Here is a 19,472-nt window from a genome sequence, read left to right as displayed (position 1 = left end):
CTGGGTATATTGGTTCAATAAAAAGCGTGTACACAGTGCACTGGGTTATGTATCGCCTTTTGAGTTTGAAGCAATGTACTATGATAAGATTAACCCGTTAGGTCAGGTGGCCTAACTTAAATAAAAAAGCCTCCGACAAACCCGGTACGGTTCACATACTTATATTTAAAAAGAGTTGATTGTTTTTTTAAATATATAAATTACATACCGACAAATAAAAACCATTACCAACTGTTAATAACAACATATCTTGATTATTTATGCTTCTATGATTATATCCTCCATGAAAATACAATCAATAAACTTAATAAGGCATGGAGTCAAAAAAAATTTAGAGACAGAGATAAAGTAAGAAAACCTCACCATCTACCTCTAACAAAGAAGGCCAAGGCAGAACTTGAAGAACTATCAGCTTTCAAAAAACTGTCAGAATCTGAGATGTTAGAGCAACTCATCCACCAAATGTTTCTTAAGGAAATGTGTGACGAGAAAGAGAATAGTAAATATTAAGTGTATATTTAATTTGGTAAAATTTTCAAAATATGTAGAGACTTTTATGTTCAAAGAGAGTCTCTACATGCATTTCATCCTTATTAAAAACACCACTTTCTTACTTGTTCCCCATACCACTCCATAATTTTTATACGTTCATCCCAATATTGTGCACGGTTATAGGCTGATCGAATTCTATTTTGAGGGACATGGGCAAGCTGACGCTCAATCGCGTCAGGATTAAACAAATTAGACTCATTTACGACTGTACTAAATAGCGATCTAAATCCATGTGTAGTCATTCGTCCTGCATAACCTGAACGCTTAATCACAGCTAAGATCGATTCACTACGCATAGGTTCTTTATTATTTAAACGATGTGGAAATAGCAGTTCCTGATTATGAGTAAGTCTTAAAGCTTTCAGTTCCTCAATCATCATGTCCGTCAATGGCACACGATGTGGCAATCGGTTCTTCATGCGGTCTTCAGGAATATCCCACTTACGCCCTTCCAAATCAAATTCATCCCAACGTGCTTGTAGTAACTCACTGACTCTAACACCAGTCAGCATAATTAAAATGATGGCATGATGTGTCTGAGCATCACTTGGATAAGCTCTAACTTTTCTTAGAAATTCAGGCATATCTGAAGCAGGTAATGATGCTAAATTTTTCACACGCTTATTTTTTAGTGCATAGACCAAATCACCTGCAGGATTATCGTAGCGATAGCCGTGTGCAATAGCGTACTTCATGACCATGCCACAGCGAGATAAGGTACGTTTGGCTACTTCAAGTGAGCCTCTTGCCTCAATCTTTTTTATGATCTGTAAAATTTCTGGTGCTTGAATCTGATTAATACGCTTATTTTCTAATGAAAGATACAATTCATCTAGAGATGCTCTGACATTGCTAATGTGCTTCGGGGACCACGTTTCTTTCTGATTCTCAAACCAATCTTCAGCTACTTCTTTAAAGAAAGGCTTTATGTCCTCATGAAGTACTGATTTTGAATGTTTATACTTAAGTTCATAAGCCATTTCTCTAGCTTTTTTCAAACTAAGTTCTGGGTATGGTCCTAGTGACTCAGATTGACGCTGCCCATGAACGGTATAGCGGACATTCCAATACTTCTGACCTTTAGTCGTAATAATCAGCGATAAACCATGTGAATCTGATAGACGATATTGCTTATCTTTCGGTTGAGCTTTTCTACATTCTGCATCTGTGAGTGACATATCTTTAACCAGAATTTGTTGTGTTAATTTCTGGGTAAATTTTGCCAATTTTTACCCACACAAAGCAAAAATAGGGTCAAATCGCTTAAGACAGCATCGGACAATACAGCCAATAAAAAAGCCCTTAAACATTGAGTTTAAAGGCTTTTTTATACTCCGACGGATTACTTCGGAAAGAATTTTGGTGGAGGTGGCGGGAGTTGAACCCGCGTCCGCCAGCACTACGCTCGAGAATACTACATGCTTAGATATCGTCTATTGTTTTAACTCTTTGTGACCCGACGAACAGGGTACAAATCGCGATCCTCTTAATTTAGTACAAAACCCCGAGGCTTGGTTTTATACGGACTTGTGTGCGTGCGCTTCAGTCGGACTCTCTAACCACAAGTATTCGGAGAGGCGGACAAGCTGCCCTTAGGCAGCTAGAGCGTATGATTCGTCGTTTGCGACTAAAAAATGCAAATTTGATTTACGAGAGAAAATGCGCTCTCGACATGCATCTATGAGTTTCATCACCAGCGTCGAAGCCAGAAACACCCCCAAAGTAGCGGCAATCATAGCATAGTTGCTAGAAAATACGATCTATTTTCTAAACAAACACACATATTGATGCGCTTAATTACATAATTGCGCTAATATTTTGCTTTTCAAGTCCAACAATAAAATAATTTATGAGCTACTTACTTGCACTCGACCAAGGAACCACTTCGAGTCGTGCCATTATTTTCAATGAACAAGGTCAAGTTCAGGCAACGGCGCAACGCGAAACACGTATACATACCCCCCAATCAGGCTGGGTAGAACAAGATGCCCAAGAGATTTGGAGCTCACAAATTGCTGTTGTACAGCAGGCTCTGGCTTCTGCTCGTATTTTAGCCAAAGACATCAAAGCAATTGGTCTTACTAACCAAAGAGAAACGACTGTCGTATGGGATAAACGTACAGGACAGCCGCTTGCACCAGCCATTATCTGGCAAGACCGTCGCGCATTTGAATGGTGTAATCAGCTCCTACAGCAAAACTTAAAAGATAAGATTCAATCCAAAACTGGACTCCGAATTGACCCTTACTTTAGTGCAGGAAAACTGGTCTGGTTACTTGAGCATGTCAATGGTCTACGCAGATTGGCTGAACAGGGGCATGTGGCCTTTGGCACGATTGATAGTTGGCTGATTTGGAATCTTACCCAAGGTGCTCAACATGTCATCGAAGTCAGCAATGCTTCTCGCACCATGCTCATGAACTTAAGTACCCAGCAGTGGGATGAAGAGCTATTAGATTTATTTAATATTCCGTCTGCATTACTGCCGAAAATCATCAACTCAGATACCTACGTCGCAGATACCGCGGCAGGCTTGCTCGGTGCCAATATTCCGATCACAGGCATATTAGGCGACCAGCAGTCTGCACTATTTGGACAGTCCTGTTTTGACATTGGGACTGCAAAAAACACCTATGGCACAGGTTGTTTTATGCTGTTCAATACAGGCGAGACCGTTCAATACAGTAAAAACAAACTGCTTTCGACACTGGGTTGGAAAACGCAACATCAAACCACTTATGCCCTAGAAGGCAGTGTATTTATGGCAGGTGCGATTGTTCAGTGGTTACGGGATAATTTAGGCATTATTCAAAAAAGTAGCGATGTTGAAAAATTAGCTTGTACAGTTCAAGATACCGATGGCGTCATGCTGGTTCCGGCATTTACTGGACTCGGTGCACCACATTGGGACAGTGAAGCGCGTGCCCTCTTATGTGGAATGTCACGTGGAACCAACAAAGCCCATATTGCTCGTGCAGCCTTAGAATCCATTGCCTTTCAGGTCTCTGATGTACTGACCGCCATGCAAGCCGATATTCAGCAGCCGCTGAAAGAGCTCCGCGTCGATGGTGGCGCCAGTCAAAATGATATGCTGATGCAGTTTCAAGCCGATATTTTGAATGTGCCTGTACTACGCCCTAAGATGCAGGAGTCGACTGCATGGGGTGCGGCGGCCATGGCAGGCTTAAGGTGTGGCGTATTTTCAAGTTTGGATGAAATTGCACAGTCTTGGCAGCTTGAACGTGCTTTTGAACCCAAAATGAACACAGATCAACGTGAATTTCACTTACAACAATGGCAATCCGCTTTAAGACGCGCAAAGTCAGAACTTTGATTATTTAATTCTATTGTTTTGAGATATCAAAAACATCATAAAACTACATAACATCCATAATAAAAAACCGCTTCAAGAAAGCGGTTTTTTATTACCCTAATGCGCATGTCCGCCACCGCCTGCCCCTATTTTAGGTTTAGGACAGAGCCAAATAATGGATGCTGCAAATAGAAACACCAAGGCCAAGATCAGGAAAATATAGTTTGCCGACAAGGTCAACGCTTCTTTATCCACCAAACTAGAAATATAGCCTAATGCACCTTCCGCGCTCATTCCCTGCTGCATCAGCACCGACTGAGTTTGATCTGTATGCAAACTGCCGACCATTTCACTACGTGCAACTTTAGTATGGTCGTCCCAAATAGTGACAGCAATAGATGCGCCTATCGCCCCTGCCATGGTTCTTAAGAAGTTCATTAAACCTGCGGCAGATGCCATTTCATGTGGTAATACCGATGACAGTGCCATGTTTGATAATGGGATAAAGAAAAATGGTACAGCAAAGCCCTGCAAGATTTGCGGAAGTGCTAATGCAAAAAAGTCAGCATCTGTGGTCCAGAACGAACGCATCAAAGTCACCCCGCCCAAGATGCTCAAACCAAAACTGGCCAGTGCACGTTGGTCATATTTGGTTGCCAATTTCGCCACAATGGGTGACATGGCTAAACTACCAAAACCCATGGTTGCGGTTAAATAACCAGCCCAAGTTGCGGTATAACCCAAATTGATCTGTAACCACTGCGGAATCAGTACAATACTGCCAAAAAATGCGCCAAAGCCAAAGGCCAGTGCCAAGACAGAAATCGTGAAACTACGGTATCTAAAGATTTGGATATTCACCACTGGATGCCGTTCGGTCAGCTCCCAAATGGTAAAAATCACCAAGCCAATCACAGCCGTTAAAGCCAGTACCACGATCGCAGGGCTATTAAACCAATCACGTTCATGCCCCAGATCGAGCATGAGCTGTAATGCCCCAATCCATAAAATCAGGAGGATCAATCCACCGCGATCAATTTTGAGTTTGGCCGTTGCGGTTTCCGCAGGTTTAAGCAGACGCATCGCTGCAAAAGCACATGCGATCCCAACAGGAATATTAATAAAGAAAATCCAATGCCAAGACATGTTGTCACTGATGGTTCCCCCTAAAATTGGACCAAGAATCGGGCCAACCACTGTCGTCATTGCCCACATGCCCATCGCTTGGGATTGCTTTTCTGGAGGGAAAATCCGCATCAGTAACATCTGACTGAGCGGCATGATCGGGCCACCAAATAAACCTTGACCAATTCGGCAGAAAACCAGCATTTCTAAGCTGGTCGATAAACCACACAGTACCGAAAATATGGTGAAGCCAATCAGACTTAAGGTAAAAACCCTCACGCCACCAAAACGACCTGCGAGCCAGCCTGTTAAAGGGACACAAATCGCTTCAGCCACGGCATAAGAGGTAATCACCCATGTCCCTTGCGAACTCGATACTGCAAGGCTTCCCGTAATATGAGGCACAGAAACATTGGCAATGGTCATGTCCAGCACGACCATAAAGTTGGCCAATGCAAGGACGAAGGCCGCCAACATCAGGCGACCACCCTTTAAGTCACCATAGGGAACATAGCTATTCATGTGCAACTACTTCGATTTCAAATCGATTTGAGCTTCCATCGACAAGCCAACACGTAAAGGATGTTCAGCCAACTCTTTCGGGTCGAGTTGAATACGCACAGGTAAACGCTGTACCACTTTAATCCAGTTACCGGTAGCATTTTGTGCAGGAATCAGCGCGAAGGCAGAACCTGTTCCACCGGAAAAGCCCAAGACCGTGCCATGGAACTCAACTGAGTCGCCATAGAGGTCTGAGGTTAAAACGGCCTTTTGACCGGGGCGTACATTTTCAAGCTGGCTTTCTTTAAAGTTCGCGTCGACATATAACTGTGAAATTGGCACCACCACCATGAGCACCGAACCCGGTGCGACACGCTGTCCAACTTGAATTTTTCGGCTCGTCACCACCCCATCAAATGGTGCTTTAATTTCAGTACGCTCTAAATCAAGTAAAGCTTGTTTTAGTTTTGCTTGAGCAACCAAAACATCGGGGGTCGAATTTTCATTGCTGCCTTGAATTAAGGCTTCATTTGCAGCCAAATTGCTTTGTGCAGCTTTCTGACTGGATTTAGCCTGCGCCAAACCCGCTTGCGCCAAGTTATAGCCTGCTTGCGCATTATTTAAAGCAGCTTGTGCCGTGCTTAATTCTTCTTTAGAAATCGCGCCTGTCGCACTCAACTGCTGACGACGATTCAAGTCATCTTGCGCTTTATCCAACTCTGCTTTGGCTTTAGCCACTTGTGCTTCAGCACTGTGAATAGCCTCATCACTTACAAAGACTTGCGAGTTTAAAGAACTGCTGTTGGCCGCGCTTTGTTTATACTGGCGCTGTGCTTTAAGTAGTTCGGCTTGAGCTTGGGCTACAGCAATTTCGGCATCACGATGATCGACCAAAACCAACACATCGCCTTGCTTTACAGTTTGCGTGTCACTGACCAACACTTTTTCAACTTGGCCTGTCACCATAGAGGTAATCGAGGCCGTTTCTGCGCCCACATAAGCATTATCCGTTGAAACCGAATGGTTAAAGAACAGTTTCCAAATCAAGAATAAGATGGCAGCAATGATCAGGATCACAGCCACGAAACCTAAGCTTTTCTTACGTTTAGCTTTCAGTGCTTGATCATTGATTTGATCGGCTGGATCAGTATCTGGCAGTGTATTTGAGGCATCTGTCATTGATTTTTCCTAAATCTAACAGACTTGGTCAGCCGGCATCATCCCTGCGAAAGGGACATCAGACAAGTATTGTCTGCATTGGTGTCGATGAGAAAGTCACAATAAAATTTGATGCATTCTAAGAGCAAATAATCACATTTTGAGAAAATAAATTGTAACTGCTCAGTCTATTTTAGTTTTTAGCATCCAACTTCCTATTAGATGCTATAAATTTCACTTGAATATTAAATACTTAATTAATTTAAAACTAATAGGCATAAGAAGCAATTGCCGTTGCAATCGATTTACCTTCATCATTGACCATGGTCATGCGCATGGTACAGCCTTTACGCCCTAATCTTAGGGTTTCAGCACGGGCAATAAAGTACTTTCCCCGTCCCGGCGCGAGATAATCGACCCGCATATCCACTGTAGCTAAACGGGATACTTTTTTAATGGTGTCCGCAATCGTGTCAGGTTCCGCTTTTTTATACAGTTCCCCCATCGCTACAATGCCACCAATACTGTCCAAAACCGTTGCAGCCACGCCCCCGTGTAAAATTTGGAACGCAACATTGCCAATTAAGTAATCTTGCATATCGATATAGGCTTCAATTTGCCCGTCAACGACTCGCATAGTCATGGTGTTGTGCTTAAAAAATGGCGACGCATTAAAAGCCTTAACCAACTGCTCAAAAACCACATCAATATCCACTTTTGCTCCTAAGTGTATGCTGCCCGTCCAGCTTCTTTCACCACTACTCATAACACTCTGCTTCACTCTCAAAACAATAAAAACCCGTCAATATGTGCCCAAAGCCATAAGATAGGTCTACAATACTGACCTAGTTTAATACCGATTATCGAGATTTGTATGACCTATACGTTCAATCGTCCCGCCTTCCCCGCTACTCGCATGCGCCGTATTCGTAAAAATGAACATCTGCGCTCTATGGTTCGCGAGACCCATTTAACGACAGATCATCTTATCTATCCAGTCTTTGTCCTGCCAGGACAGAACCAGATGCAAGACATCCCCAGTATGCCGAAGGTGCAGCGTCTATCTGCGGACTTACTCTTAAAAAAAGCAGAACGTTTACTTGAACTTGGCGTATCGAAACTGGCGCTATTTCCTGTAACTCCCCAAGAAGATAAAAGCTTAAGTGCCGAAGCAGCATGGCGTGAAGATGGTGTGGTTCAAAACACGCTACGTCTGCTGAAAAAAGAATTACCTGAAATGGTACTGATTACCGATGGTGCACTTGACCCGTATACCACACATGGGCAAGACGGCATTATTGATGACACGGGTTATGTACTCAATGACGAAACTGTTGAAGCACTCATCAAACAAGGATTAAGCCATGCTGAAGCTGGAGCAGATATTTTTGCGCCAAGTGACATGATGGATGGTCGTATCGGTGCGATTCGTCAAGCCTTTGAAGCCAATGGTCATATCTACACTTCAATCATGGCCTATTCAGCAAAATACGCGTCAAGCTTCTATGGCCCTTTCCGTGATGCAGTCGGTTCATCCAGCAATCTTAAAGGTGGCAACAAATATAACTATCAAATGGATGTCGGCAACCGCGCAGAAGCATTACATGAAATTGCCCTTGATATTCAAGAAGGGGCTGACATGGTGATTGTGAAACCGGGTATGCCATATTTGGACATTGTCCGCGAAGTCAAAGACAACTTCGGTGTGCCGACTTTCGTTTACCAAGTCAGTGGCGAATATGCCATGCTCGCAGCGGCCATCCAAAACGGCTGGTTATCGGACAGCGTGATTATTGAATCACTGATGAGCTGCCGCCGCGCGGGTGCAGATGGCATCTGGACCTATTTTGCAGAAGAAGCGGCACTGAAACTAAAAGACATGAAATAACAGCGCGTTTAAAAGGATTGAATTTCAATGCATATTGCCATCATTGGCGCAGGAATCAGTGGTTTACTGACAGCGCTTGAGCTGATTGAACATGGTTGTTCGGTTGAGATTTTTGACCAACAGCAAGCGGGACAAGCGGCTTCATGGGCAGGCGGAGGAATTCTTTCCCCGATGTACCCATGGCGCTATCCACAAAGTGTCAATGACCTCGCCAAATATGGCAAAAGCATGTATCAAGCATGGAATGAAAAAATTAGTCCAGTTTCGGGGATTGATTTTGAAATCCATGAAACAGGTATGCTGATTTTTGATGAAGCTGATTTTGAGCTTGGCCTAAATTATAAAGATCAACACCAAGAACCGATGCAGCATTGTGAGCTTTTGCAACGTGAGCAACTGGAACAGGTCAATCCGCGCATTTCCTCGCGCTTTCAACAAGCCATCCATTTTCCACAATTGGCCAATGTCCGTAATCCGCGACTGCTCAAGTCAATTGTGGAATACCTCAAACGGCAGCCACAAGTCACCTTTCATGAACAAGCGTGGGTACATACCTTTGACATGCTCAATCAGCAAGTTCAAGGGATAAAAACTGCCGATGGACAAAGCTACCATGCAGATCATGTGGTGATTGCAACAGGCGCATGGTCACAGCACTGGTCCGAACAACTCCAATGCAGCATTCCTGTGAATCCCGTACAAGGGCAAATGTTACTGTTTAAAACCCCTGAAAACTGGCTACCAACCATGTGTATGAATCAGGTTATGTATCTGATTCCACGTTTAGATGGTCATATCGTTTGTGGTTCAAGCATGGCGGATGTCGGTTTTGACCAACGCCCTTCTCTACAAACCCAGCAAAATATTTATAAAGCATGTTTGGATATGGTACCTGAGCTAGCCGATTTCCCAATTGTGAAGCATTGGGCAGGTCTACGCCCAAGTTCACCCACGGGTGTTCCTTATATCGGAGCATTCCCCGAAACAGCCAATCTCTGGGCAAATTTCGGTCACTATAGAAATGGTCTATGTATGGGGCCTGCATCTGCACGACTGCTACGCGAATTGATGTTAGGCCAAAACTTAACGGTTGACGCCAGTGCCTATAGCCCTGAGCGTTTAGTAAGCTTTGCTTGATCAAACGCTATTTGGGTAAATTTTGCGGTTGAATAATGTGGATCAAGGCTTCTTTTAAAGTGGGATATTTAAACTCAAACCCCTGTGCTTTCAATGCTTCGGGGCGAACAAATTGACCATTCAACACCAGTTGAGACTGCTCGCCTAAAAGTAACTTCAGCACAAAAGTTGGTAAAGAAAGTAATGGTCTACGTTTCAGAATTTGCGCTGCGGTTTGTGCAAATGCTGACTGAGTGACTTTTTCTGGACTGACGACATTAAAGACTTGCTCAGTCGTTTCATGCAACATTAAAAACTCAATCGCTCGCAGCACGTCTTGAATATGCACCCACACCACAGGTTGTCGCCCCGAACCAATACGTCCACATAAGTTCATTTTGATCGGAAACAACATTTGCGGCAAAATGCCGGCCCCACGTCCAAAGACCACACCTAAACGGATAATTTTGGTATTTTGCGATGTGTCTTGCCGTGCAGATTGTTCCCATTTTTGACACAACTCTGACATAAAAATAGACTGCGGCGCTGACTGCTCATTACAACACTCTGTCCATTGTTCAGTCGGATCGATACCATAATAGCCCACCGCTGAACCTGAAATAATACATTTCGGTTTAATCTTTCTTTTAGCGAGATATTGATAGAGCATCGTCGTCATTTCAACGCGACTGGCGATCAGCTTTTGTTTGCGGGCATCTGTCCAACGCCCCTGAGCAATACTTTCCCCAGCCAAATTCACCACATAATCAATGCGATCATGCTTGAGTTCTTCTAAAGCTCGAATCCAAGTTAAATGTGGGTGAATTTTAGGCAAATTTTTCTGTCGACTTAAGCCGATCACTTCATAATCTTTTTCTAATAAATAATCGAGCAAGTTTGAACCAATAAAACCACTTGCTCCTGTCACCAATACACGTTCTTTTTGCATAGCGTGATCTCAAATGATGCTTTTGCTCAAACTATAGCATTTAGAAGAAAGCTTTACGATTAATCGATTATTTTTGCTGCCATACGCTCTGCTTGTTTGCCATAAAACCAGTACGTCAGCAGATACAGGGGAATCGCGATCAATAAAATCAGAATCACCACCATACTGATAAATTGCGGTTGTTGGACGTAGAGCATAAAGTTTTGCCAAACTTCAGCATCTCCCTGCGCAAAGATAAATACCCCCAACATCAAAAAGGCAAAGTTATAGCTCCAAAAAATCAGACTAAAACCTAAAGTGAATTTCTTCCGCTCTGCTTGGGTTGGCGCACGGCGCTGCTGCTTAATAAATTTAAGTAAAACCCAAATCATGGCCACCAAATAAGGTACAGCCGTTAATACTGCTCCCATCCCTGTCGGAAGTAGAGCAGCGAGTACACCACAGACACAACTAAAGACAAAACATATGAAAAAAAACCAGAGAAAATATCGTGTTAGCGAAATCATAGCGCTACTTTAAACCCAACCAAAAAATCATTATAAAAAAAATTCAGTTTTTTTTCATTTTCATGTCAACCAATCGAAGTTGATGTGCGTTAAATAGGATACAAGGTCGCAGCAACCGTCAACATTGTACCGGCATCCACAATACGTACGGTGACCTTTCCTAGAGCAATAAGATTGGCTCCAAATTTAAATGTTGTCAGCAGCCGACATTTAAGCGTGAAGCAGTTTTCTTTGACCGACGATTTCATCATCACTCGAATCGTCGGTCTTTATTTTTTTGAGGACTGATTTTTCAGTGCTCCCCCACCTCAATAGATGAAGAAGCCCTTAAAAGTTAATATGAGTTTAAGTGCTGGACGTCTTCTGCATCCTGAATGACATAACCATTACGTCCCCGCTCTTTGGCCAAATAGAGATTCTGATCGACCTCTTTTAAAAAGGCCATTTTGTCATTTTTTTGCGTTGGGATAATGGTCTTCACCCCTAAACTGACCGATAAACGCTGATCCAATGGTGATGTACTATGGCAAATATCAGCGGTACGGATACTCTGTAAAATACGCTCCACCACTTCAATTGCAGACGCTTGTGTTGTATCAGGCAATATCAAAATAAACTCTTCCCCGCCAAAACGTGCGACCAAATCACGTGGTCTTGAGACACTTTTTTTCAGTATTTGTGCAATTTGTTTCAGACAAGCATCACCGAGAAGATGACCATTATGATCGTTGTATTGTTTAAAATAATCGATGTCTAATAACATGATGGTCAGTGGTTGCTGTTCACGCTGTGCATTGAGCCACTCACGTTGGTAGCTATCTTCAAAGAAGCGACGGTTGGCAATCTCCGTCAGACCGTCTTGATACGAATATTCTTCCAGTTGTTTTTTCAGTATTTCTAACTCTTGTTCCTGTTTTTTACGCTCCGAAATATCGAACATAAATCCAACCAAACTATCGACTTCCCCATTGGGTTTGCGCACTACATGGACCACATCGCGAATCCAAATATATTCTCCATTTATGGTCAGTGCGCGATAATCCGCCTCATGATCAACCCCAGAAATCGACTGCGCCACACAAAAATCAACCACCCATGCACGATCATTTTCATGCATTCGCATCGCCCAATCTTCGACTGTTCTCCACGAGTCTTGCTTCCAACCCAGCACTTTTTCAATTTGTGGGCCAATATAACTAAACTTTTTGGTACCCCAATCAATACTCCAAGGAATAGCAAGTGTTGATTCAATCAGCGTCTTATACACCAGATCATTAACAATACGAGGCGAACTGAAAATAGAATCAGACATAGTTATGTTCTCCTTATACCCTGTCCTACTCAATACATGACTTATTTTTTAGACATTCTGCATAAATCATTCTTATAAAGTCTCAAAATTGAATCCGTGAACGAGCTGCACATTTCCTTTATGGCTATGACACGATATACAATTTCATAGATTTACATAATACCCCATTAAAAGAACATTTTTTAATCAAAATTTATCTTTTTACTATAGTGTTAATCAAATAAACCCATCACTTTCTTTTTCACATAATCACTCACTAATTTTTCTGTGCAATTTAACTTAACAATAGGCACTCAACTGTCAGGTCAGAGATTGTCGTCGTAGCGACAATTATCCATCGAATAATTTTGATTTATGTTAGCTTATAGCTCTATTGCGCTTTGAGCTTGGGGTATCTATGGCTGTTCGTTTTTTTCATACATCTGATTGGCATTTGGGACAGTTTTTTTATAACCATTCCCGTCAGTATGAACATGAACAGTTTTTAGCATGGTTACTGGAACAAATCAGTGCAAGACAGCCGCATGCGCTTTTGATTGCAGGAGACATTTTCGATGTCATCAACCCTGCATCGTCCGCACAAAAGCAACTCTATCAGTTCTTAGCAGATGCGCATGCACGTGCACCGCATATGCAAACCCTGATGATTGCAGGCAACCACGACTCAGGCTACCGCATTGAACAAGTTGAACCGTTATTGGCCAAATACAATTCCAAAGCGGTGGGAGTGATTCATAAAAATAGTCAACAGCAGATCGATCTTGAGCACTTATTGGTGCCAATTTTAGATGAGCAACAAAATACTGTGGCATGGTGTCTGAGCCTGCCCTTTTTACGTCCTGCTGAAATTACAGGCTTTAATGAACACACCACCAATAGCCAAAACGCAATTGCCTATTTGCATCAACAACTGATTGCCGAGGCCAAAGCCCGCAAAACAGCAGAGCAAGCCCTGATTTTAATGTCTCATGCACATATGCAAGGCGGCGAAACCTCTGACTCTGAGCGTCCTATTGTAATTGGTAATGAAGAAGCACTCTCCACGACATTATTTGATGAAATCATTGACTATGTGGCACTCGGGCATTTGCATAAACCGCAAAAAGTCGGTGAAGAGCATATTCGCTATAGTGGCTCCCCAATTCCACTATCTTTTAGTGAAATTAACTATAAGCATCAAGTTGTTGAAGTGACACTTGATCCCACACAAAACGATTCATCCCGTTTTCAATTGAATGTTTTAGTAATACCACGAAGTATTCAACTGCATAAAATACGCGGTGAACTCAATGAGGTATTGGAGAAACTGCAAGCATTGCCTCAAGGCGCTATCCAAGACCTTGATCAACGTGAATATGTTGATATTGAATACCATACTGCTGTTCCACCGCAGCCCAATTTAAGACAACAATTCGAAGAGGCTCTACCCAAAGACCGTTATCGTTTAGTCCGTATTTCACGTCAATATTTAGCGACTGAGCAAGACCCCAATGCACCCACTAAAGTGAGTTTAGAGCCACCTACACCAGAAAAACTGTTTCAGCAAATTTGGGAAAAACAGGGTTATCACAATGATGCAGAAGTGTTAAACGATTTCATGAGCTTAATGCGTGAAGCAGAACAATCCCTTGCAGATGAACAAGAGGCTTAAAGGTTTAGTATGAATATTTTATCGATTCGAATTAAGAACCTTGCTTCACTTTCTGGGGAACATCTGATTGATTTTGAAAGTGATCCCTTAGCCAGTGCAGGTCTGATTGCCATTGTAGGGAAAACAGGCGCAGGTAAATCCACCATTTTAGATGCCATGTGTTTGGCCCTATTTAACCGTATTCCACGGTTAAAAGACAGTGATGGGAAACTTCAAGATGTCGATGGCTCAGAGCTGCTCACCAACTCCCCATTGACCGTTCTGCGTCGTGGCACTGCACATGGTTATGCCGAGCTTTGCTTTATTGCACAAGACCAAAAGCGCTATATCGCGCGTTGGGAATTAAAACGTTCGCGTGAAAAAGCCGATGGCAAACTACAAAGTGTGCAACGTTCTTTAAAATGTGTCACCGATGGTGTTGTGGTTGCGGATAAAGCCAAAGCCGTCGATGATAATATCAAACGCATCACACAGCTCAGTTTTGAACAATTTACTCGTGCCGTTTTATTGGCCCAATCTGAGGTCACCGTTTTTTTAAAAGCACGGGACAATGAACGCGGCGAATTGCTGGAATATCTAACCAATTCCGCTATTTTTGGGAAAATTGGTCAACTGGCTTATGAGAAAACCAAATCCGTCGCCACGCAGCGCAAAGAACTCGAAAATGTACTGGGTCATATTGAACTATTAAGTGATGAACAAGTCACTGCATTATCGACAGAGTTTCAACAGTGTGACAGGAATTATAAACAGCTTGAAGCTCAAAAGTCGCAACTAGAAAAACAACAACAATGGTTTGAGCGCAAACATAAACTCGACAGTGAAATCATTAGCAAACAACAACTCTTCGATACACAAAGCAAGTTACAACAAGATTTAACTCCTGAGCGCGAACATTTGGCTCGTTTGGAGATCTTTTCAGAAATTCGTGCTGTGGTATTCCAACAACAACAGTTACAGCAAACTGTGCAGCAACTGACGCCCCGTATTCAACAACAGCAACAACTGTTCGATCATTTACAACTTAAATTTGAAAGTGAAAAAGTCCAATTTACGCAAGCTGAAATGGCAGTGAATAAACTACAACAGTTTGAAAGTACCCATCATGCTGCATTAAATGAGGTGCGTAGATGTATTCAAGAACGTGATTTCATTGGGGCTGAGTTTAAGAAAGTTCAGGAAAAATTGCAGGCTTTAGAGCAGTCTAAGCTGCCCCTAAACCAGCAACAACAAAAGCTTGAACAGCTGATTCAACATATTGATCGACAGCAAACCGAGTGTAAGCAGCAACTGGAAAGCTCACAACAGTTTGTAAACTTAGACAAAGGTCTCAGCGCCCATACTCAACAGCTAGAACAGTTCATTCATCAATATCAAAAAATTGAACATCAACTCGGGCCTCGTGCTCAAGCGGAACATCGGCTAGCATCAGAAAAACAACAATTACAGCAGTCGATTCAACAGTTCGGGACGATCGAACAACTTGAAGTCAAAATTGCGCAGACACAACAACAACGTGAGTTGAAAATTAATCAGCTCAGTCAATTCGAGCTGATTCAGCAGAAAATTCAGCAGTTTTTTGACCTACAAGCTGAATCTACAGAACAGCAAGTACTGCTCGACAATGCCAATACACAGCTTCAAGCCGTGCAGCACAATAGCCGACAAGCAGAACAAGCCTTTCAATCTGCCAAAAGTGAACGCATCCAGCTACAACAGGTGTTGCAACAGCAACGACTTTTACATGCTAAAAATATCGAAGATTTACGCTCGGCACTCCAAGACGGCGAACCCTGTTTAGTCTGTGGCAGTACCTCACATCCTTATAAAGTGGAAGATACTGCGCTCTCCAAGGCCCTGTTTGAGCTTCAACAACAGCAGGAGCAACAGGCAACACTGAAAGAACAAAATTGCTTTGATGGCTGGCAATACGCCCAGCAGCAGCTGACTAAACTGAATACTGCAATAGAACAACGGCAAACTTTAATTCAGCAACTTTCTGAAAAAATTAGTACTTTGCAACACGTGTTAATCGAGCACAGTCAAACGGCAAATATGGCGCTCGACTTCACCCTAACGGCATCAGAATTGAAGAGTCTATTCATGCAAATGGCTCAGCAATATCAGTTGGATTTGCAACAACTCAAACAACAGTCTGAACAATTCCAACACAATATTAAAATCCAGCAACAATGCATCCAAAATATTCAACAGATTGAATATTTACTACAAACAGCGAACGGTTTACACAACCAAGTTCAGCATATCGTGCAGTGTTTATCTGAGGCTGAAGAAACAGCTTGGCAACAGCAGACCACCCAAACCGCTCAGCAAATCTTGATACGCCTAAATACCCGTTCACAACAACTGGAACAGCTGGAACAATGGCGTCAGCAATACGAACAAACCACGCAACAGTTCAAGACCAATCAACTGAATATCGAAAATACCAGTAGGCACATCACTGAAACCAACGAGCAGCTCAATGAAATCAAACGAAAAGGACAGCAAAATACAGAAATAGCCAATCAATTGATCCAACAAATGACTGGCTTAACTGACATCAAAGCCAATGAGTGGCTCATCCAGCACGATCAACATCGCCAGCAGACGCAAAGCCATTATCAACAGCTGAAACAGCATTTTGAGCAATTGCGCCATCAATTCGAACAGAAAAAAAATCAGCTAGAACAGCTTAAAGCACAGTTGCAGCAGAATCAGACCAGTGCCAATCAAGTAGAAAATACCCTTCAACACTGGCTCAATGCGCACCCTGATTTCCATAAGCCTGATTTAGATGCACTGGCTCAAATTAGCTCGGCTCAGGAACAACACATCCGTCAGAAATTACAGCATGCAGAACGCCTAGTAAATGAAGCACATGCTGCATTGAAAACCATGCAAGAGCAGTTGAGTGAACATCTGGGCCATCAACCTGAAATTGACCCAGCACAGTTACAACAGCAAATGCAGGAGCATCAAACAGCACTGCAAACACAACTTGAAATACGCGATCAGCTCAAACTCAAACTTGAGTTGCATCAGCAAAATATCGCGAAACAAAAGCAATTTTCAGATCAGATTCAAGCCATACAACAGGAAGAACACCGTTGGGGGAAAATTTCAGGTCTGATGGGAGATGCCACTGGCAAAAAATTCCGTGATTATGCGCAGCAATATAATCTCGATATTTTACTGGAGCATGCCAACCAACAGCTCAACCAACTCTCACAGCGTTATACCTTAAAGCGTTTAGAGCATTCGCTGAGTCTGGCTATTATTGATCATGATATGGATGGAGAGATCCGCTCCGTTGCATCACTTTCTGGGGGCGAGTCTTTCCTGACTGCCCTTGCCCTATCTCTTGCCATTGCCAATATGGCCTCAGGCTCAATGAAAATCGAATCTCTATTTATTGATGAAGGCTTTGGGACTTTGGATGCATCGTCCCTGCACATGGTCATGAATGCTCTCGATCAACTGCAAAATCAAGGACGTAAGGTGGTGCTGATTTCACACATCCAAGAAATGCATGAGCGTATTCCTGTGCAAATCCAAGTCAAAGCTTTGGGCGCAGGTGCCAGTACCATTGAGGTGGTGGGATAATTTCAGATTTTTGAAAGTCAAAGTTTGATTTGTTTTAAGACACCACCTCTCGGTTAGAAATAAAGGGAGCATCCTACTTGATGTAAATGCTCCCTGTGAGATCCAAACGAATGCTTTAATCCGCTGGGAATGCTTTTGGTGGAGGTGCATATTTAGATGCATCTGCGGCTTTGTCTGTAGTCGCCACAGACTGTAGCGGGTAGATCACGGTACCTATCACACCTGTATTTTGGATGGAACCATGATCTGAGTTTGCAGCATAGGCATCTTCAGGTCGACTAAAGGTAAAAGATGCCACCGCAGAGTCACTCTTACGGAAGCCTTCAATAATCAACTCCCCCTGTGGACGAAGCACATAACCTGAATTAGTACGTGATGCTGCACGTCCATCAATAACATCTAAACCATCCACACTGGCAACCACTTCAAACGTGCTATTGCTATGGTTCTGGTATTTGAGTTGATAACTTTGTCCATCTTTGCCAGATAAATAATACTGCTGACCATCTCGAAATAAAGGCAGTGGACGCTGAGCATCATCTACAATCGAAAAACTGATTTTTCCAGCGGCCAATGACAGACTGTTCACGGCTTTCCCCACGTATTTTTTGCTGGCATAGCGAACTTGTGATTCAGCTATTGGGCTGCTGGATAACCGCTTTAAATTGACTTCCGTGACGTTTGAGCTAATCTCATCGCCCCACTTGGTGCCTAATTTTTCACTTTTAGCGACGTGAGCATTCTGAACCGTAGATTCCGCACTCATCTCACTCATTTTGGTATTTGTGCTACTACAAGCTGCTACAAATAAACTCAAAAGCAGGGAGATAAATAAATAGAGTTTTTTCATTTTGGCTTCATCCTAAATGCAATTTTTATCGTTGTCAGGAAATCATTTTTCATCGTTAATCAGTCCAATTTGTAGACGATTCAATTCATGAGTTTAAATTAAGCCTATTTTTTCAGCAGCCTATTAGTTTTATATAATTGTAAGTTAAGCGCTTCTCACTGCCTTTAAGCTCAAGAAGCTCTATTTTGACCTAATGCTGTGAATAATCTCTCGCTCCGAACAAGGCAGTTCCAACGCGAACCATAGTCGACCCAGCTGCAATCGCATCGACCATATCGCCAGACATGCCCATGCTTAAGGTATCCCAATCTTCAGGGTGAACATGCAACTCTTTCACTTGGTCAAATAACACTTTCGCGGCCTTAAAGGCTTGGGTATTGTTCGGCGCCGGAATCACCATCAACCCACGCAGTTTGATGTTAGGCAACTGACTGATACTTTTTACCAACTCAGCAACTTCATCAGGTTGGCAGCCATCTTTGCTGTCTTGAGCATCGATATTGATCTGTAGACAAAGATTTAATGGTGGTTGTGTTGTCAGACGCTGCGCGGATAAACGCTCTGCAATAATTAAACGATCAACCCCATGCACCCATGCAAATTTTTCAGCCAAATGTTTGGTTTTATTGCGTTGTACATGCCCAATAAAATGCCATTCAATCTCTAAATCCTGTAGCGCTTCTATCTTTTGCAAAGCCTCTTGTAGATAGTTCTCACCAAAGGCGCGTTGACCACAAGCGTACATGTCTCGTAACACTTCACTCGGATGTGTTTTAGAAACCGCCAAAAGTTCTACAGACTCCACGTCACGACCTGAAATTTCGCAGGCCTGTTGAATTTGGGATAACACGTGTTGACGTGAATTTTGCAAGATATTCATTGACGAGGGTCTCATTTCGGTCATCTTTTTTGCTTTGCCTTTCAACAAACTGTTGGTTAAGTTGA

15 protein-coding genes and 1 other RNA gene are annotated in these 19,472 nt (G+C 42.8%); 6 read left to right on the top strand and 10 right to left on the bottom strand.

What is annotated here, in order from left to right:
* A partial coding sequence (locus tag MF4642_RS17380; protein WP_413772799.1) for an IS3 family transposase occupies nucleotides 1–115 on the top strand: 115 nt, incomplete at its 5' end.
* A gap of 478 nt (nucleotides 116–593) precedes the next feature.
* Here the strand turns inward: MF4642_RS17380 and MF4642_RS12305 are convergent.
* Nucleotides 594–1,730 carry a tyrosine-type recombinase/integrase gene (locus tag MF4642_RS12305; RefSeq protein ID WP_078426400.1) on the bottom strand — a complete coding sequence of 379 codons (1,137 nt, stop codon included), beginning with the start codon at nucleotides 1,728–1,730 and terminating at the stop codon, nucleotides 594–596.
* Between the two features lie 182 nt (nucleotides 1,731–1,912).
* Nucleotides 1,913–2,271: a transfer-messenger RNA gene (ssrA, locus tag MF4642_RS12300) on the bottom strand.
* Nucleotides 2,272–2,401: 130 nt separating this feature from the next.
* On the opposite strand from ssrA, the gene glpK reads away from it, so the two are divergent.
* Nucleotides 2,402–3,886, top strand: a complete 1,485-nt coding sequence (gene glpK, locus MF4642_RS12295) for a glycerol kinase GlpK (RefSeq protein ID WP_078426398.1) — start codon at nucleotides 2,402–2,404, stop codon at nucleotides 3,884–3,886.
* A 96-nt stretch (nucleotides 3,887–3,982) separates the two neighbouring features.
* Here the strand turns inward: glpK and MF4642_RS12290 are convergent, their stop codons facing one another.
* From MF4642_RS12290 to MF4642_RS12280, 3 genes are all read right to left on the bottom strand, one after another.
* Nucleotides 3,983–5,512: a DHA2 family efflux MFS transporter permease subunit gene (locus MF4642_RS12290; protein WP_004984332.1), complete on the bottom strand. Its 1,530-nt coding sequence runs from the start codon at nucleotides 5,510–5,512 to the stop codon at nucleotides 3,983–3,985.
* A gap of 6 nt (nucleotides 5,513–5,518) precedes the next feature.
* Nucleotides 5,519–6,670 (bottom strand): efflux RND transporter periplasmic adaptor subunit, encoded by a 1,152-nt coding sequence (locus MF4642_RS12285; protein WP_078426397.1) that lies wholly within the window; start codon nucleotides 6,668–6,670, stop codon nucleotides 5,519–5,521.
* Nucleotides 6,671–6,917: 247 nt separating this feature from the next.
* Nucleotides 6,918–7,415 (bottom strand): thioesterase family protein, encoded by a 498-nt coding sequence (locus tag MF4642_RS12280; protein WP_078426396.1) that lies wholly within the window; start codon nucleotides 7,413–7,415, stop codon nucleotides 6,918–6,920.
* Nucleotides 7,416–7,523: 108 nt separating this feature from the next.
* Here MF4642_RS12280 and hemB point away from each other — a divergent pair, with 108 nt between their 5' ends.
* Entirely contained in the window at nucleotides 7,524–8,537 is a 1,014-nt protein-coding gene (hemB, locus tag MF4642_RS12275) for a porphobilinogen synthase (protein ID WP_078426395.1), read from the top strand.
* 27 nt (nucleotides 8,538–8,564) lie between these two features.
* The gene (gene thiO, locus MF4642_RS12270) at nucleotides 8,565–9,674 is read left to right on the top strand and encodes a glycine oxidase ThiO (protein WP_078426394.1); all 1,110 of its coding nucleotides are present in this window, start codon (nucleotides 8,565–8,567) and stop codon (nucleotides 9,672–9,674) included.
* Between the two features lie 7 nt (nucleotides 9,675–9,681).
* On the opposite strand, the gene MF4642_RS12265 is transcribed toward thiO, so the two are convergent.
* The 3 genes from MF4642_RS12265 to MF4642_RS12255 all read right to left on the bottom strand — a co-directional run bounded on the left by MF4642_RS12265 (nucleotide 9,682) and on the right by MF4642_RS12255 (nucleotide 12,420).
* Entirely contained in the window at nucleotides 9,682–10,602 is a 921-nt protein-coding gene (locus MF4642_RS12265) for a TIGR01777 family oxidoreductase (RefSeq protein WP_078426393.1), read from the bottom strand.
* A 59-nt stretch (nucleotides 10,603–10,661) separates the two neighbouring features.
* On the bottom strand, nucleotides 10,662–11,108 hold the full coding sequence (locus tag MF4642_RS12260; protein WP_078426392.1) for an ABZJ_00895 family protein: 447 nt from the start codon (nucleotides 11,106–11,108) through the stop codon (nucleotides 10,662–10,664).
* Nucleotides 11,109–11,442: 334 nt separating this feature from the next.
* Nucleotides 11,443–12,420 carry a GGDEF domain-containing protein gene (locus MF4642_RS12255; RefSeq protein WP_078426391.1) on the bottom strand — a complete coding sequence of 326 codons (978 nt, stop codon included), beginning with the start codon at nucleotides 12,418–12,420 and terminating at the stop codon, nucleotides 11,443–11,445.
* A gap of 397 nt (nucleotides 12,421–12,817) precedes the next feature.
* Between MF4642_RS12255 and MF4642_RS12250 the strand changes: the two genes are divergently transcribed.
* Together MF4642_RS12250 and MF4642_RS12245 are read left to right on the top strand one after the other, a co-directional pair.
* Entirely contained in the window at nucleotides 12,818–14,071 is a 1,254-nt protein-coding gene (locus MF4642_RS12250) for an exonuclease SbcCD subunit D (protein WP_078426390.1), read from the top strand.
* 9 nt (nucleotides 14,072–14,080) lie between these two features.
* Nucleotides 14,081–17,677 carry an AAA family ATPase gene (locus tag MF4642_RS12245; RefSeq protein WP_078426389.1) on the top strand — a complete coding sequence of 1,199 codons (3,597 nt, stop codon included), beginning with the start codon at nucleotides 14,081–14,083 and terminating at the stop codon, nucleotides 17,675–17,677.
* Between the two features lie 115 nt (nucleotides 17,678–17,792).
* Here the strand turns inward: MF4642_RS12245 and MF4642_RS12240 are convergent, their stop codons facing one another.
* Both MF4642_RS12240 and MF4642_RS12235 read right to left on the bottom strand, forming a co-directional pair.
* Entirely contained in the window at nucleotides 17,793–18,527 is a 735-nt protein-coding gene (locus tag MF4642_RS12240) for a hypothetical protein (RefSeq protein ID WP_078426388.1), read from the bottom strand.
* 190 nt (nucleotides 18,528–18,717) lie between these two features.
* The gene (locus MF4642_RS12235) at nucleotides 18,718–19,407 is read right to left on the bottom strand and encodes a YggS family pyridoxal phosphate-dependent enzyme (protein ID WP_078426387.1); all 690 of its coding nucleotides are present in this window, start codon (nucleotides 19,405–19,407) and stop codon (nucleotides 18,718–18,720) included.
* Nucleotides 19,408–19,472: the final 65 nt, after the last annotated feature.

It is taken from the genome of Acinetobacter sp. MF4642, assembly GCF_002018925.1.
Lineage (GTDB): Bacteria > Pseudomonadota > Gammaproteobacteria > Pseudomonadales > Moraxellaceae > Acinetobacter > Acinetobacter johnsonii.
Note: the sequence above shows the minus strand (reverse complement) of the source record. Positions and strands in the feature narration are given on the sequence as shown.